At 71.5% G+C, this 14,556-nt stretch carries 15 protein-coding genes and 1 riboswitch; of the genes, 9 read left to right on the plus strand and 6 right to left on the minus strand.

All coding sequences use genetic code 11. From position 1 onward, the window contains the following. The first annotated feature begins 39 nt into the window (after window positions 1–39). Genes RY94_RS13245 through RY94_RS13255 form a run of 3 tightly spaced genes read left to right on the plus strand, consistent with a single transcriptional unit; the run spans window position 40 to window position 4,654 of the window. Window positions 40–1,065, plus strand: a complete 1,026-nt coding sequence (locus tag RY94_RS13245; protein WP_043445806.1) for a 3-oxoacyl-ACP synthase III — start codon at window positions 40–42, stop codon at window positions 1,063–1,065. Next, entirely contained in the window at window positions 1,059–3,692 is a 2,634-nt protein-coding gene (locus RY94_RS13250; RefSeq protein WP_043445809.1) for an alpha/beta fold hydrolase, read from the plus strand. The genes RY94_RS13245 and RY94_RS13250 overlap by 7 nt, the downstream gene beginning before the upstream one ends. Next, window positions 3,689–4,654: an NAD-dependent epimerase/dehydratase family protein gene (locus tag RY94_RS13255; protein WP_043445812.1), complete on the plus strand. Its 966-nt coding sequence runs from the start codon at window positions 3,689–3,691 to the stop codon at window positions 4,652–4,654. The genes RY94_RS13250 and RY94_RS13255 overlap by 4 nt, the downstream gene beginning before the upstream one ends. Window positions 4,655–5,277: 623 nt before the next feature. Here the strand turns inward: RY94_RS13255 and RY94_RS13260 are convergent. From RY94_RS13260 to RY94_RS13280, 5 genes are all read right to left on the minus strand, one after another. Beyond that, window positions 5,278–6,132: a C40 family peptidase gene (locus RY94_RS13260; RefSeq protein WP_043445815.1), complete on the minus strand. Its 855-nt coding sequence runs from the start codon at window positions 6,130–6,132 to the stop codon at window positions 5,278–5,280. A 3-nt stretch (window positions 6,133–6,135) separates the two neighbouring features. Continuing rightward, window positions 6,136–6,343: riboswitch (cyclic di-AMP (ydaO/yuaA leader) on the minus strand. Between the two features lie 109 nt (window positions 6,344–6,452). Next, on the minus strand, window positions 6,453–7,415 hold the full coding sequence (mutM, locus tag RY94_RS13265) for a bifunctional DNA-formamidopyrimidine glycosylase/DNA-(apurinic or apyrimidinic site) lyase (protein ID WP_043445818.1): 963 nt from the start codon (window positions 7,413–7,415) through the stop codon (window positions 6,453–6,455). After that, window positions 7,416–8,186, minus strand: a complete 771-nt coding sequence (gene rnc, locus RY94_RS13270) for a ribonuclease III (RefSeq protein WP_052274339.1) — start codon at window positions 8,184–8,186, stop codon at window positions 7,416–7,418. Between the two features lie 72 nt (window positions 8,187–8,258). After that, window positions 8,259–8,462, minus strand: a complete 204-nt coding sequence (gene rpmF, locus RY94_RS13275) for a 50S ribosomal protein L32 (protein ID WP_043445822.1) — start codon at window positions 8,460–8,462, stop codon at window positions 8,259–8,261. A gap of 2 nt (window positions 8,463–8,464) precedes the next feature. Continuing rightward, window positions 8,465–9,031: a YceD family protein gene (locus RY94_RS13280; protein WP_043445825.1), complete on the minus strand. Its 567-nt coding sequence runs from the start codon at window positions 9,029–9,031 to the stop codon at window positions 8,465–8,467. 114 nt (window positions 9,032–9,145) lie between these two features. Here RY94_RS13280 and RY94_RS13285 point away from each other — a divergent pair, with 114 nt between their 5' ends. Then, window positions 9,146–9,733 carry a YdcF family protein gene (locus RY94_RS13285; RefSeq protein ID WP_052274340.1) on the plus strand — a complete coding sequence of 196 codons (588 nt, stop codon included), beginning with the start codon at window positions 9,146–9,148 and terminating at the stop codon, window positions 9,731–9,733. A gap of 42 nt (window positions 9,734–9,775) precedes the next feature. Here the strand turns inward: RY94_RS13285 and coaD are convergent, their stop codons facing one another. Continuing rightward, the gene (gene coaD, locus RY94_RS13290) at window positions 9,776–10,249 is read right to left on the minus strand and encodes a pantetheine-phosphate adenylyltransferase (protein ID WP_043445827.1); all 474 of its coding nucleotides are present in this window, start codon (window positions 10,247–10,249) and stop codon (window positions 9,776–9,778) included. Window positions 10,250–10,327: 78 nt separating this feature from the next. Here coaD and RY94_RS13295 point away from each other — a divergent pair, with 78 nt between their 5' ends. The 5 genes from RY94_RS13295 (at window position 10,328) to RY94_RS13315 (ending at window position 14,541) form a co-directional block, all read left to right on the plus strand. Continuing rightward, window positions 10,328–11,563 (plus strand): aminotransferase class I/II-fold pyridoxal phosphate-dependent enzyme, encoded by a 1,236-nt coding sequence (locus RY94_RS13295; protein WP_043445829.1) that lies wholly within the window; start codon window positions 10,328–10,330, stop codon window positions 11,561–11,563. Then, the gene (locus tag RY94_RS13300; RefSeq protein ID WP_043445832.1) at window positions 11,560–12,405 is read left to right on the plus strand and encodes a spermidine synthase; all 846 of its coding nucleotides are present in this window, start codon (window positions 11,560–11,562) and stop codon (window positions 12,403–12,405) included. Before RY94_RS13295 ends, RY94_RS13300 begins: the two co-directional genes overlap by 4 nt. A gap of 124 nt (window positions 12,406–12,529) precedes the next feature. After that, window positions 12,530–12,871 (plus strand): hypothetical protein, encoded by a 342-nt coding sequence (locus RY94_RS13305; RefSeq protein ID WP_043445834.1) that lies wholly within the window; start codon window positions 12,530–12,532, stop codon window positions 12,869–12,871. Between the two features lie 179 nt (window positions 12,872–13,050). Then, window positions 13,051–13,653: a hypothetical protein gene (locus tag RY94_RS13310; protein ID WP_156135173.1), complete on the plus strand. Its 603-nt coding sequence runs from the start codon at window positions 13,051–13,053 to the stop codon at window positions 13,651–13,653. 123 nt (window positions 13,654–13,776) lie between these two features. Then, complete coding sequence (locus tag RY94_RS13315) at window positions 13,777–14,541, plus strand: YcnI family copper-binding membrane protein (RefSeq protein WP_043445838.1); 765 nt, start codon at window positions 13,777–13,779, stop codon at window positions 14,539–14,541. Window positions 14,542–14,556 lie beyond the last annotated feature (15 nt).

Below are 14,556 nucleotides of genomic sequence, written 5' to 3' on the forward strand. Positions count from 1 at the left end.
GGCCACAGACCGGCGCTATCAGTTGACGAGGCAGGAAATTTGACCGGTAACGCGACCTTCCGACATGACAACACGGCCTTGCTCGCCGTCACGAGTGTGGAGGCGCCGGTAGTCGTCAGTTCCGCAGAGTTCGACGAACGGCTTGCCCCCAGCCTGAAGAGGCTGCGCCTCTCCAAGCGGCTCCTCGAGCGCGTGGCGGGCGTGACCGAACGCCGCTGGTGGTCGCCGGGCACCGACTTCGACGACGCCGCCATCGAGGCCGGCGCCAAGGCGATGGCCGAGGCGGGCATCGAGCCGGGCGAGGTGGGCCTCCTCATCAACACCTCGGTGACGCGGCGCAACCTCGAGCCGTCCGTCGCCGTGAAGATCCACCACTCCCTCGGCCTCCCCTCCTCGGCCCTGAACTTCGACCTGGCGAACGCCTGCCTCGGGTTCGTCAACGGCATGACCCTCGCCGCGAACATGATCGATTCGGGGCAGATCAAGTACGCCCTGATCGTCGCGGGCGAGGACGCACAGAAGACCCAGGAAGCCACGTTCCGGCGGCTCAACCGGGAGGACTCGACGCGCCAGGACTTCCTCAGCGAGTTCGCGACCCTCACCCTCGGGTCCGGGGCGGCTGCCGCCGTCCTCGGCCCCGCGGATCTCCACCCGGGTTCGCACCGCCTCCTCGGCGGCGTCTCCCGCGCCGGGACCGAGCACCACGAACTCTGCGTCGGCGGGATCGACGGCATGTACACCGACACCAAGGGCCTGCTCGAGGGCGGCCTGGAGCTCGTGGTCACCGCGTGGCACGAGGCGCAGGCGGACGGCTGGGCGTGGGACTCCATGGACCGCTACGTCACCCACCAGGTCTCCAACTCCTACACCAACGCGATCATCAAGGCCGTGGACCTCGAGCGCGATCGGGTCCCCATCACCTTCCCGCACTGGGGCAACGTGGGTCCGGCGTCCCTGCCCATGACCCTCGCCCAGGAAGCCGGCTCCCTGCGGTCCGGGGACCGCGTCCTGTGCCTCGGCGTCGGGTCCGGACTGAACACATCGATGATGGAGATTGCGTGGTAGCACTCCCCGGCGTCGACCCCTCCTGGTCGACGTACCTCGACGTGCCCTCCACCAGCGCGGCGGACCGCCCCGGCACCAGCCATCGCTGGCACTACCTCGACAACGGCGCCGACCTCGAGGACGGCGCCGTCCGGGGGACGCTGCTCTGCGTGCACGGCAACCCCACCTGGTCCTACCTCTGGCGGACCTACCTGGCCGCCGGCCGTGCCGCGGGCTGGCGCGTCATCGCCGTGGACCAGCTCGACATGGGCTACTCCGAGCGGACGGGCGTGTTCCGGCGGCTGGCCGACCGCATCACCGATCTCGAGGACTTCGTCGCCGCCGTCGGGCCGACCGGCCCCGTGGTCACCGTGGGGCACGACTGGGGCGGCGTCGTCAGCCTCGGCTACGCCCACCGGAACCGGGAGGACCTGGCCGGTGTCATCCTCACCAACACCGCCATCCACCAGGACCCGGACCGCCGCATTCCCGCGCCGCTCCGGCTCGCCCTCGCCCCGGGCGTCCACGGTCTCGGCACCCGGACCACCAGCGCGTTCCTCGACGTGACCCTGGCCCTCGCCCGGCCTGCCCTCGCCCCGGATGTGCGCCGCGCCTTCAGGGACCCGTACCGCACCGCCGCCGACCGGCAGGGCATCGCGCACTTCGTCTCGGACATCCCCGCGGATCCCTCGCACCCCAGCTACGAGGCCCTGACCGCGACGGCCGAGGGGATCAGGAGCCTCGAGGTCCCCGTGCTCATGATGTGGGGACCTCACGACCCGATCTTCTCGGACCCCTACCTGGAGGACCTCGCCCGGCGGCTCCCCCACGCCGATATCCACCGCTTCGAACGTGCGAGCCACCTCGTGCAGGAGGACGCCGACACGGCGTCGACGGCCATGCAGTGGCTGGCCGAACGGTCGGTGGGACTCCCCGCGCCCTCCAGTGATGTCCCGGCCCGCGGCACGTCCGACAGCGGGGCGCCGTACGTCCCGCTCGGCCAGCGGCTCACCGACCTCGCCGCCGGTCCGGACGCCGCACGGACCGCCGTCGCGCAGATGCAGCCCGCCGGCCCGCCGCGGACACTGTCCTGGCGGGACCTCGCCGACGACGTCTCCGCCGTCGCCGCCGGCCTGACCGCGCTCGGCTACGGTCCGGGCAGCCGGGTGAGCCTCCTCGTCCCGCCCGGCGTGGACCTGACCGTGCTCATCTACGCCTGCCTGCGCATCGGCGCCGTGATCGTCGTCGCCGATGCCGGCCTCGGCGCCCGGGGCCTCAGCCGCGCCGTGAAGGGGTCCGCGCCCGACGTCGTGATCGGCATCGAACGCGCCCTCGTCGCCGCCCGCGCCTTCGGGTGGCCCGGACGCCGGATCAGCGCCACTCGCCTGACCGCGGCCACGCGCCGGGCGCTGCGCGTGGAGGCCTCGCTCAATGACCTGCGCGCCGCACGGCCCGCAGCGTCCGTCGTGGAGGCGCCGGCCGCGGATGCCGACGCCGCCATCCTCTTCACCTCCGGCTCCACGGGCCCGGCGAAGGGCGTCGTCTACACGCACCGGCAGCTCTCCGCCATGCGGGACACCGTCGCGGCGACCCTGGGGCTCGGCGAGGGGGCCTCGCTCGTCGCGGGCTTCGCCCCGTTCGCGCTGCTCGGACCGGCACTCGGAGCGACGTCGGTCACGCCGGCCATGGATGTCACAGCCCCGCGGACGCTGACCGCGCAGGCGCTGGCCGACGCCGCGGACGCGATCGACGCGACGGTCGTCTTCGCGTCACCAGCGGCCCTGCGCAATGTGCTCGCCACCGCCGGCGCGCTCACCGACGCAGGCAGGACCGCCCTCGGCCGGATCTCCCTCATGCTCTCGGCCGGGGCGCCGATCCCCGTCCCGCTCCTCGAAGCGGTACAGGACCTCGTGCCGTCCGCCACCCTGCACACGCCCTACGGCATGACGGAGTCCCTCCTCGTCGCGGACATCGACCTCGCGGGCATCCGACGCGCCGCGACTGCCGCGCGGGACGGTCTCGACGGCGCCGGTGGCGGGGTGTGCGTCGGCCTCCCGGTGCACGGCGCCCGCGTCGCCGTCAGCCCGCTCGACGCCGACGGTGCGGCGACGGGCGAGGCGACCACGACGCCAGGGCGGACCGGCGAGATCCTCGTGGACGCCCCCCACGTCAAGGACCGCTACTTCCGACTGTGGAGGACGCAGCAGGAGTCCACCCGGACTCCCCCGTGGCACCGCACCGGCGACGTCGGCCACTTCGACGCCGACGGGCGCCTCTGGGTGGAGGGCCGGCTGGGCCACATCATCACGGCGGCCTCCGGCGTCCTGACGCCCGTCGCCCTCGAGCAGTCCCTGGAGACGATCGACGGCGTCCGGCTGGCGGCCCTCGTGGGCGTTGGCCCCGCGGGCACGCAGGCCGTGGTCGCGGTCCTCGAGACGGACGCCGCGGGACGGCGCCCGGCCCTGGCCGATGCTCCACTCGCGGAGGCGGCACGCGCCACCGCGCTGGGGCACGGCGTCGACCTCGCCGCGGTCATCGCCGTTCCCGCCCTCCCGGTGGACATCCGGCACAACGCGAAGATCGACCGCACGCGCATCGCGCAGTGGTGCGGCCGGTTCCTCTCCAGTGCCCGCCCGGGGTCCCTGTGACCGTCCTCGTCACGGGTGCCAGCGGGATGCTGGGGCGTACCGTCGCCGAGCACCTCCTCGCCGCCGAGGAGGACGTCCGGTGCCTGCAGCGGCGTCCCTCCGGGGTGTCCGGCGCGGAGGACGTCCTCGGATCGATCACGGATGCCGCAGTCGTCGCCACCGCGGTGCAGGACTGCCGCGCCGTGATCCACCTCGCGGCGAAGGTCTCCTTCACCGGGGCGCCCTCCGAGTTCGAGCGCACCAACGTCGACGGGACGCGGATCCTCCTGGACGCCGCCCGCGCGGCAGGGGTCACCGACGTGGTCCATGTGTCCTCGCCGTCCGTCGCGCACGACGGCTCGTCGCTGGTCGGGGCGCCCGCCGGCCCGGCGGGCCCGGCGCACGCCCGCGGCGACTACGCCCGCACCAAGGCCGCGGCCGAGGTCCTCGCCCTGGCCCGTTCGACGCCGTCGTTCCGCGTCGCAGCGATCCGGCCGCACATCGTATGGGGTCCCGGCGACACCCAGCTGGTGGAACGCGTGATCGAGCGCGCGCGTCACGGTCGCCTGCCCCTGCTCGACGGCGGGACCGCCCTGGTCGACACCACCTACGTGGACAACGCGGCGTCGGCCATCGTCGCGTGCCTGCGGCGCATGGACGCGGCGCAGGGCCAGGCGCTCGTGGTCACCAACGGCGAGCCCCGCCCGATCGCCGAGCTGCTCGGCGGGATCTGCCGTGCCGGCGGGGTGCAGCCGCCCGCACGGTCCGTCCCGGGAGTACTTGCCCGGGTCGCGGGCTCCGTGATCGAGCGGGCCTGGCTCCGGCTCGGCAGGACGGACGAACCTCCCATGACCCGCTTCCTGGCGGAGCAGCTGTCGACCGCGCACTGGTTCGACCAGCGCCACACGCGCAGCGTGCTCGACTGGAGCCCGTCCGTGAGCATCGACGAAGGGCTCGAGCGCCTGGCGACGTACTACCGCTGAGGCTCCGTCTCCCCTCGTTTTTCCCTGCGCCTGATGGTGCACGCGGCCTTAGGCGTCGGGTACACCCATCCACCCTGATCGTGCAGTTGTGGTGGGTCCTGCCGTCGACGACTCGCCATACGTGCACAACGAGCATGCTCCGCGCGCCGGGCGAACCCGAGCATGCACCTTCAGGCGTCGGGCACACCCATCCACCCCGATCGTGCAGCTGTGGTGGGTCCATTGGTCGGCAACCCGCCATACGTGCTCACCGAGCGCACACCCATACGCGCCGGGCGAGCCCGAGCACGCACCTTCAGGCGTCGGGCACACCCATCCACCCTGAGCGCGCAGGTGTGGTGGGTCCTGCCGTCAATTACCCGCCATACGTGCTCAACGAGCATGCTCCGCGCGCCGGGCGAGCCCGAGCATGCACCTTCAGGCGTCGGGTACACCCATCCACCCTGATCGCGCAGGTGTGGTGGGTCTATTCGTGGACGACCCGCCGCACGTGCGCAACGAGCATGCGCTGCGCACCGCTGACGCCTTCGGCTTGGGGTGGAACGCAGAAGGACGGGATGCATGATGCATCCCGTCCTTCCGACCGTCTGACTGGTGTCGCCGACCGTGGGCCGGCGGCTCAGTTAGCGGGTGTAGTAACCATCCACCGACATGGCGCTGACCGAGTGGACGAGCGTGCCCTGCGAGGCGTTCAGGGCGCTGACCATCTGGCCGTTGCCGAGGTAGATCCCCACGTGGCTGCCGCCGTTCTGGCTCACCAGGTCACCCGGCTGGGGGTTGCTGGTGGGCGTCATGGAAGCGAACTGAGCCCAGGTGGTGCGGGGCAGGTCGACGCCGTTCTGGGCGTAGGCCCACTGCACGAAGGCCGAGCAGTCCCAGGCACCGAAGGCGGTCCCGCCGTACACGTAGCCCGAGCCAACGCCCTGCATCGCCGTTCCGACGATGCCGCCGCCGGCCACCGGAGTGATCGACGCAGCGGACTGGAGGCTGACACCGGAGGTGGCTGCCGGAGCGGGGGCTGCGGCAGGCGCAGCGGGTGCTGCGGCCGGAGCGGGAGCTGCGGCGGGCAGTGCAACGATCGACGCCGACTGCGCGGAGTACTGCGCGGGAGCCGCGGAACCGCCGAGGGCGATCGACTGGCCGGGGTAGATGACCGAGGCGCTGCCGAGCCCGTTGGCTGCGAACAGCACGTCGACGCTCAGGCCGTGCATCGCGGCGATGGAGCCGAGCGTGTCGCCGGCCTGGACGGTGTGGGTGCCCGCGGCAGCGGAGGAGACGGCTGCCGGCTGCGTAGCGACCTCGCCTGCGGCGTTCGCCGGAAGCGATGCGCCGAACATGATTCCGGAAGCAACGGCGACGACGGCGGCAGGCTTGCCGGCGACGGAGGCGCTTGCGGAGACGGCGCGTGATGCCGTGATGAAGGGGTTGATGCGCGTGGGGACGGCCCGGTGGCGCGCGTTATGGCTCTGCTTGGACATGTTGATGCCTTTCCCAATGCCTGCGAAGTTAGCTGTCGGGTTCGGATGGGACATCCGGACACGCTCTCTGCAAACCACCGTCCCCAGTGCTGGTTTACGCGTGTCTTTACCCCTAGGACCCGTGATCGAGTCCGCTAGTGGTTCCCCCGCCCCTGTCGAATGTGTAGTACGAACGGTCCGTCCTCATCGACAGGGTTAGGCAGTGTGAGGATGGGCGCCCATCCGTTGTGGATCGGACGCGAGACCAACCGTACCGGCTGCCGACGCCGGTTGTCACATTTAGATCACGAGGGGAAAATCACCTTTTTTCCCCTAACACCTCAGATCCGTGCATTGCGTGGTCTGGGCTGGCAGTGCGGGCACAGGTAGGAGGACCTGTTCATGAAGGATTCGCGGCGCACCAGCGTGGTCCTGCCCTCGGCGGCGCACCGTCGGCACGGCCGGCCCTCCCGTCCGTAGGCCTCCAGATCGCGGGCGAAATAGCCCGACGCACCGTTCACGTTGACGTACAGGGAGTCGAAGCTGGTGCCGCCGGCCGCCAGCGCCCGCTGCATCACCGAGGTGACGGCGTCAAGGATGCGCTGTGTGTCGGGCCGTCGCAGGGTGTCCGTGGGCCGCGCATAGTGGAATCTCGCCGCCCAGAGCGCCTCGTCCGCGTAGATGTTGCCGATCCCCGAGATGAGCCCCTGGTCGAGGAGCGCGCGTTTGAGGCCCGTTTTGCGGCTGCGGAGACGCTCGTGGAAGGAGGCCGCGGAGAATCCGGGGTCGAGGGGATCGCGCGCGATGTGCGCGGCCTGGTGGGGAACGAGCGGGAGGTCGGAGATGCCCAACCCACCGGGCAGTCCGTCCGGCGTCGGCTCCAGGTCGGCGACGAACATGCCGCCGAAGATCCGCTGGTCGACGAATCGCAGCTCACCCGGCAGGGCGGCGCCGTCGTCGTCGACCGCCGGGGAGAGCGCGAGGCGGACCTTCAGGTGCTTCTCAAGGGGAGCGTCGGGGTCCTCGACCAGGAGCTGTCCGCTCATCCCGAGGTGTGCCATGAGGGCTACGTGGGGGCGATCTCCGGGCCGGCCGGCGTCCTCGAGCGTCATCCAGAGGAACTTCCCCCGGCGCACCACGTCGCTCACGCGGGCCCCCGCGACGTTGCCGACGAAGTCCTCGACGCCGTCGACGTGCCGCCGGAGCGACCGGGGATCCAGGACCTCCACGGAATCGATGACGCGTCCCGCCACCCAGCGCGCGAGGCCCCGGCGGACGACCTCGACCTCGGGGAGTTCAGGCACTCAGGGTCCGTCGGGTGACGCGGGGGTGCCGGGGATGCCCGTACTGTCGGCGCTGTCGGTGTCGGCCGGACCACCGGGTAGCAGTGGGTCCAGCGGCACCGCGAGGGTCTTCCACGAGGCGGCCGCAGCCGCCTGCTCGGCCTCCTTCTTCGAGTTGCCGCACCCGGAGCCGTACTCCGTGCCACCGATCAGCAGGCGTGCCGTGAACGTCCGGGCGTGGTCCGGACCCGTCCCGTCGACCCGGTAGTCGATGGTGCCGAGCCGCCGGGCGGCCGCCGTCTCCTGGATGCGGGTCTTCCAGTCGGTCCCCTCGCCGAGCACCGCCGCATCGAGCAGCAGCGGCCCGATCAGCCGCATGACCATGGCGCGGGCCGTCTCGATGCCGTGGCTGAGGTAGGCGGCCCCGATGACGGCCTCCATGGTGTCCGCCAGGATCGAGGCCTTGTCGCGTCCGTTGGTCAGCTTCTCCCCCTGGCCCAGCAGCACGTAGCTGCCGAGGTCCAGGGTGCGGGCCACCCCGGCCAGCGCCTTGGTGCTGACCACGGCGGAGCGCCGCTTGGCGAGGTCGCCCTCGGACAGATCCGGGTGGTCCCGATACAGGGCATCGGTGACCGCCAGCCCGAGTACCGAGTCGCCGAGGAACTCCAGGCGCTCGTTCGTCGGGATCCCGCCCTTCTCGTAGGCGTAGGAGCGGTGCGTCAGGGCAAGACGAAGCGTCCCGGTGTCGATATCGACACCGAGACGCTTCGTGAGGTCTTCCGTATTCTTCACAACTGCATCAGCTGATCCAGCAGCGGACGGCCACCGGCAGGCGCGAGGCCTGCCGGGAGCGCGGGTCCGTTGTTAGACGTCGGCTACCTTGCGGCCCTTGTATTCAAGGAACAGCGGGGTGCCGGCGGAATCGGTGACAACCTTGGCCTGGTGGGCGAGGCTGTAGGTGACGCGGCCGTTCTCGAGGGTCTTGACCAGCTTGGGGGCGGTTGCCTTCCACTGGGACCGGCGTGCGCGGGTATTCGCGCGGGACATTTTCCGTTTCGGGACAGCCACGGCTAACTCTCTTCCTTCTCGTCTGACTCTGACTTGGGTGCCGCGTTCTGCTCGGCGGCGGTGCCCGTCAGCCCGGCAAGGGCTGACCAGCGAGGATCCAAAACTTCATGGTGGTGGTCAGGATCATCGTTGAGCCGCGCTCCGCATTCGGAGCACAGGCCCTGACAATCCTCCCGGCACACCGGCTGGAATGGCAGCGACGTAACCACTGCATCCCTCAACACGGGTTCCAGATCGACCGAATCGTTCTCCACCCTGTGCTGTTCTTCTTCCTCTTCCACCGACAGCGACGCTGAGTCGCTGTAGAAGAAGAGCTCCTGGATCTCCACGTCGCGGTCGAACCGCAGTGGCTCCAGGCACCGGCCGCACTCGCCGGTTACTTCGACGTTCGCCGTTCCCGATACCAGGATTCCCTCGTGCACCGATTCGAAGCGCAGGTCCAGTTCCATCTCGGAACCCTCCTGCACGCCGATCAGAGCGACGCCGAAATCCTTGGGTACCGGTGCATGTTCTTCGATTGTCCGCATGCTTCCCGGACTGCGTCCGAGATCCTTGACACTGAACGTCAAAGGCGAACTGAGATCGCTTTTAATGGTGACTCCTGTAGAACATATGACCGACGTACCATCCTAGCCTGATCAGGCGGGCAGGCCCAAAACGGGCGCGGCGTCTAGGCTCGGACCGTGACGTCCGATCCCCTGCCCCCCGCACCGCGTCGACGCCTCCTGCGGGTCCTGCGCACGGTGGGGGTGCTGCTGGCTGCAGGCCTGACGGCCTGGCTGGTCCTCGCCTGGACGCTGTTCTACGATCCCCCGCTCCGCCCGGCGGGCAGGGCCGACGCCGTCGTCGTCCTCGCCGGGGCGGCAGCGGAACGCCTGCCGCTCGGCCGGGAACTGGTCGACGACGGCGTCGCGGACGAACTGGTCCTCTCCTCCACCGGGCTGCCGGGCAATGCGGCGACCGACGCCGTCTGCGCCGAGGAGAACCCCGACATCACCTGCTTCGTCCCCGATCCGCTGACCACGCGGGGGGAGGCGCGCGCGGTGGCCGCGCTGGCGCGGGACAACGGCTGGGACGAGATCGTCGTCGTCACCTCCACCTACCACGTGACCCGGGCGTCGACGAACCTCGCGCAGTGCTCCGAGGCGGACATCACCATGGCCGGGTCGCGGCCCGGGCTCGGGGCGACCGGGTGGCTCGGGCGGTTCGTCGAGGAGAGCACGGCCCTCGTGGCATCGTTCGTGCGACCGGCCTGCGCGCGCCCCGTCTGAGGTCCGGGCCCGCGGGCCGGCGGAGCAGGCGGATCAGGCGGATCAGGCGGACTTCCGCAGGCGCTTGTTGACCGCGTCCGGCACGAAGGGCGTGACGTCGCCGCCGAGGGACGCCACCTCCTTCAGGAGGGTCGAGGAGACGTGGGCGAACTCGGTGTCGGTGGGCAGGAACACGGTGTCGATGTCGGCCAGGTGGCGGTTCATGGTGGCCATGGGGAGCTCGTAGTCGAAGTCGAGGCCGGACCGCAGCCCTTTCACGAGGGCGCTCGCGCCATGCTCCCGGCAGAAGTCCGCGAGGAGGCCCTCCCCCATCGGGACCACCGTCACCCCGGGAAGGTATGCGAGGCTCTCCGCGCAGAACGCCATGCGCTCCTCGAGGTCGAAGCGGTACGTCTTCGCGTAGTTCGTCGAGACCGCGACGATCACCTCGTCGAAGAGCCGCGCGGCGCGGCTGATCACCTCGAGGTGGCCATTGTGGAGGGGGTCGAAGGATCCGGGGCAGACGGCGCGGCTCATCCCCCCACGGTACCCAGTCCCGCCGGCCCGTGACGGACCGGTCGGGCCCCCGGCGGTGGGAGCGGCAATACTGGTGGGATGACGACAGACGCTCAGACTCCTGCCCGGCGGGCTACCGGCGAGGCGCCGTGGATGCGGGCGGCGCGCGGCGCGAACCTGCTCGGCGACGACGGCCGCCTCGGCATCACCATCTTCGAGGAGGTCACGGCCCTCGCGCAGCAGCACACGGCGGTGAACCTCGGCCAGGGCTTCCCCGACGAGGACGGGCCGCGGGAGATCCTGGATGCGGCACGGGCGGCCATCGCGGACGGGGCGAACCAGTACGCCCCGGGCCAGGGCCTCGCGGTGCTGCGCCAAGCGATCGCCGCGCACCAGGCGCGCTTCTACGGCCTCACCGTGGACCCGCAGACCGAGGTGATCGTCAGCACGGGCGCCACCGAGTCGATCGCGGCCGCGATCCTCGCGTTCGCCGGCCCGGGGGACGAGGTGCTGACCTTCGAACCGTTCTACGACTCCTACGGCGCCGTGATCGGTCTCTCCGGCGCGACGCACACCACGGCCCCGCTGCGCGCGCCGGACTTCCAGCCCGACGCAGCGAGCCTCGAGGCCGCGTTCAGCGAGCGCACGCGGATCGTCGTCGTCAACAACCCGCACAACCCCACGGGCAGTGTCTTCACGCGCCCGACCCTCGAGCTGATCGTGCGGCTGGCGGAGCGGTACGACGCGATCATCGTGACGGACGAGGTGTACGAGCACCTCACGTTCGGGGCGGAGTTCGTGCCGATCGCGTCCCTGCCCGGGGCGGCGGGGCGCACCCTGAGCATCTCCTCCGCCGGCAAGACGTTCTCCGTGACGGGCTGGAAGATCGGGTGGCTCAGCGGTCCGGCCGAGCTCGTCGCCCAGGTGCGCACCGTCAAGACCTTCCTCACCTACACCTCGGGCACACCGTTCCAGGGCGCTGTCGCCCAGGGCCTGGCGCTGCCCGACGAGTTCTTCGCCTCGATCGCGGGCACCCTGCGGAAGAAGCGCGACCTGCTGGGCGAAGGCCTCCGCGCGGCGGGCTTCGACGTCTTCGAGCCGGAGGGCACCTTCTTCACCATGGTGGACGCCGCACCGCTCGGCATCGAGGACGCCACGGACCTCGCCCGGCGCCTGCCGGCCCTGATCGGCGTCGCGGCGATCCCCGTGGCGATGTTCTGCCATGCCGAGGGCGCCGGGCAGACCCGCTCCCTGCTGCGCTTCGCGTTCTGCAAGAAGTTCGACGTGATCGAGGAGGGCGCGCGGCGCCTGGCGACCCTGCGGGACCGGCTGTGAGCAGCGGGCCGGCGGGGACGACGGAGGGGCCCGCGGACGGGCACGCGGAGGGGGACGGGGAGTTCGAGGTCCCCACCCGCTGGCTCCCCGGGACGGGCGCGTATGCGGAGATCGACGAGGACGCCTACATCGAGGGCGCCCTGATCCTCAGCATCGGCGGCGCCCAGCAGTCCCACGTGGACATGCTGCATCCCGGCCGGGTCTTCTACGAATACCTGCAGCGCATCGCGAACGTCATCGACCTGGCGGCACCCGCGGGTACTCCCCTGCGGGTCCTGCACCTCGGCGCCGGGGCCCTGACCCTCGTCCGCTACGTGCAGGCCACGCGGCCCGGCTCCCGGCAGGTCGCCGTGGACCTGGAGTCCGAGCTGATCGACTTCGTCCTCGACGCCATGCCGCTGCCGGAGGGCACGTCCTGCGAGATCATCGCCGGGGACGCCGCGGATGCCGTGCTGGAACAGCCCGACGCGGCCTTCGACGTCGTCGTGCTGGACATCTTCGCGGGAGCGGACGCACCCGCCCACCTGACCGGCCCGGACTTCGCGGCGCATCTGCTGCGGGTGTGCGCCCAGGACGGCGTGGTGCTGGTGAACGTCGGCGACGACCCCCCGCTCGCCTTCGCCCGCGCGCAGAGCCGGCAGCTCTCCTCGCTCGCACCGGCCACCGCCGTCCTGACGGAGGCGGCCATGGTGGGCGGCGGGCAGGCGGGGAACGTCATCGTCGCCGCGCGCCGCGCGGCGTGGCCGGCCCACTGGACCCGAGCGCTGCTCGCCGCCGGACCACACCCCGCGGCCGTCCTGGCGGGCCCGGACCTCGCGCACTTCGAGCAGCCTCCCGCGTAGATGGGCCCACGACGGCGCGGGGCTGTCAAGCACGAATTCCGCGCTGGCGCCATCCTGATACCCGCTCTAGCCTGAGGGGGCTGAAGCAGTTTGGCATGGACCCTTCCCGCTGGGAGACCCAACCATGAGCCACAAACTGCGCATCACCATCAACCTCGACCTCGACCTCCGCCAGGCGCGCATGGAGGTCAACGGGTGTCTCACGGAGGAGAACTGCCAGGCACTGCTGCCCATCATCCGGCGCTGCTTCCGCATCCTGCGGGACCCGCGCGTCGTGATCGATACGAGCAAGGCCCAGCACATCGACACCGAGGGCATCGACGCCCTCCGCCGCCTGGGCATCGGACAGGTCGACCACACCGCCTTCGATCTCCCCGGATCCTGCTCCCTCGTGGTGCCGGACGACCTCCCGGTGTGTCCCGCCCGTGCCCCCCGGTTCCACGGCAGCCACCAGTACGCGTCGTGACCCGCGGCCCGTCGGCTCCTGCCCGCGGCGCCCATCCGGAGGCCGCGCCCGGACGAAGTACCGGTACGCGGATGGCGCGGACGACGGCGGTACGCTTGTCGGGCAGGTAGGCGTCGGCCGTTCCAGGAGCACCGGGAGCCTCGCCCACGCATGAGAGCACGGAAGGGAGGGAGATGCGCATGGCCGGTGGCGGCCTTCCCTATCTCCGGGCCCTCACGCTCGTCTCGCTCGTCATGTCGGTGTCCGCGGCATCCCACCTCCTCGCCGCCGGGCACCTGCCGCACCTCGGGGTGATCCTGCTCCTCGGGGCGCTCCTCCTGGTCCCGATGACACTGCTCACCCGGCGTGCGCTCTCCTTCCGGTCGGCCCTGCTCGCCATGGGCGCCGGGCAGCTCCTGCTGCACACCCTCTTCGGCATGACCGCCGCTCCCGCCGTCTGCCAGAGCTCCTCCGCGATGCCGGGCCACCACGCGGCCTTCGAGCTCGCCTGCTCGCCCGCGGCGCAGGACACGATGGGCGCAACCTCCGGGGGGCTCGCGATGCTGCTGCTGCACGCCCTCGCCACGGTGGTCCTGGCCGTCGCGGTCTCCCGCAGCGACAGCGCGCTGGCCTTCCTCCGCGCGTGGCTCCTCCCGCTGTTCGTCCTTCCGGCGCTCGCCCCGCAGGCCCCGCCCCGCCGCCGTCCCGTCCGGGACGTCCCGCCGCCCGTGCCACCGCTGTCGGTGCACGCCTCGGTGCCGACGCTGCGCGGGCCGCCGCGCGCCCACGCGCTGCCCATCTGACCCGGACACGTCCCTGCGGACCCTGGGCCACGGTGGCGCTGCCCGCACCACTTTCCCCAGTTCCCTGCTGCTCCACGTCCTCCCGCGGTCGCGGGCTGGAGCGCACCCCCGAAAGGCAGTCCCATGACTTCGTCCCACTCCTCACGCGCCCTCACCACCGGCGCCGTCGCGCTCGCCACCGCCGGCCTGATGACCGTCGGCCTCGGCGCGGCCAGCGCCCACGTCAGCGTCGCGCCCACCTCCACCACGGAGGACGGCTACGCGCAGCTCACCTTCAGCGTTCCCAACGAATCCGAGACCGCCGGCACGAACAAGCTCGAGGTGCAGCTGCCCACCGAGCAGCCGTTCACCTCGGTGCGGATCAAGCCGGTGGAGGGCTGGACGGCCGAGGTGGTCACCGGCGCCCTGCCGGAACCCGTCACCACCGCCGACGGCGCCACGCTGAGCGAGGCACCCCTGTCCGTCGTATGGACCGCGGAGGAGGGCGCTGAGATCTCGCAGCAGGAATACCAGACGTTCTCCATCTCGGTCGGCCGCCTCCCGGAGGCCGGCTCCACCGTGCTGCTGCCCACCACGCAGTCCTACACGGACGGCGAGGTCTCGGCGTGGACCCAGGAGACCGTCGAGGGCGAGGAGGAGCCCGAGAAGCCCGCGCCGTCCTTCGTGACCACCACGGCTGCCGAGGGCGAGGACGCGCACGGCTCCCACGGCGCGGAGGAGACCGACGCGACCGACGAGGCCGTCGACACCGAGCAGGCGGGGTCGACCACCGACGCCGCGGCCGACACGGGTTCGACGTCGGCGGTCGGCTGGGCCGGCCTGGCCGCGGGTCTGCTCGGGCTCGCCGCGGGCGTGACGGCGCTCGTCAGGACGAGGCGCCGGGCCTAGCACCCGCAGTCCGGG

The organism is Arthrobacter sp. L77, assembly GCF_000816565.1.
Lineage (GTDB): Bacteria > Actinomycetota > Actinomycetes > Actinomycetales > Micrococcaceae > Arthrobacter_D > Arthrobacter_D antioxidans.

What these genes read in the sequence shown, in the direction of transcription:
- RY94_RS13260 (WP_043445815.1), bottom strand. Translation starts at nt 6,132, where the DNA reads ATGTCCAAGCAGAGCCATAACGCGCGCCACCGGGCCGTCCCCACGCGC.
- coaD (WP_043445827.1), bottom strand. Translation starts at nt 10,249, where the DNA reads ATGAGCCGCGCCGTCTGCCCCGGATCCTTCGACCCCCTCCACAATGGC.
- RY94_RS13295 (WP_043445829.1), top strand. Translation starts at nt 10,328, where the DNA reads ATGACGACAGACGCTCAGACTCCTGCCCGGCGGGCTACCGGCGAGGCG.
- RY94_RS13305 (WP_043445834.1), top strand. Translation starts at nt 12,530, where the DNA reads ATGAGCCACAAACTGCGCATCACCATCAACCTCGACCTCGACCTCCGC.
- RY94_RS13310 (WP_156135173.1), top strand. Translation starts at nt 13,051, where the DNA reads ATGGCCGGTGGCGGCCTTCCCTATCTCCGGGCCCTCACGCTCGTCTCG.
- RY94_RS13315 (WP_043445838.1), top strand. Translation starts at nt 13,777, where the DNA reads ATGACTTCGTCCCACTCCTCACGCGCCCTCACCACCGGCGCCGTCGCG.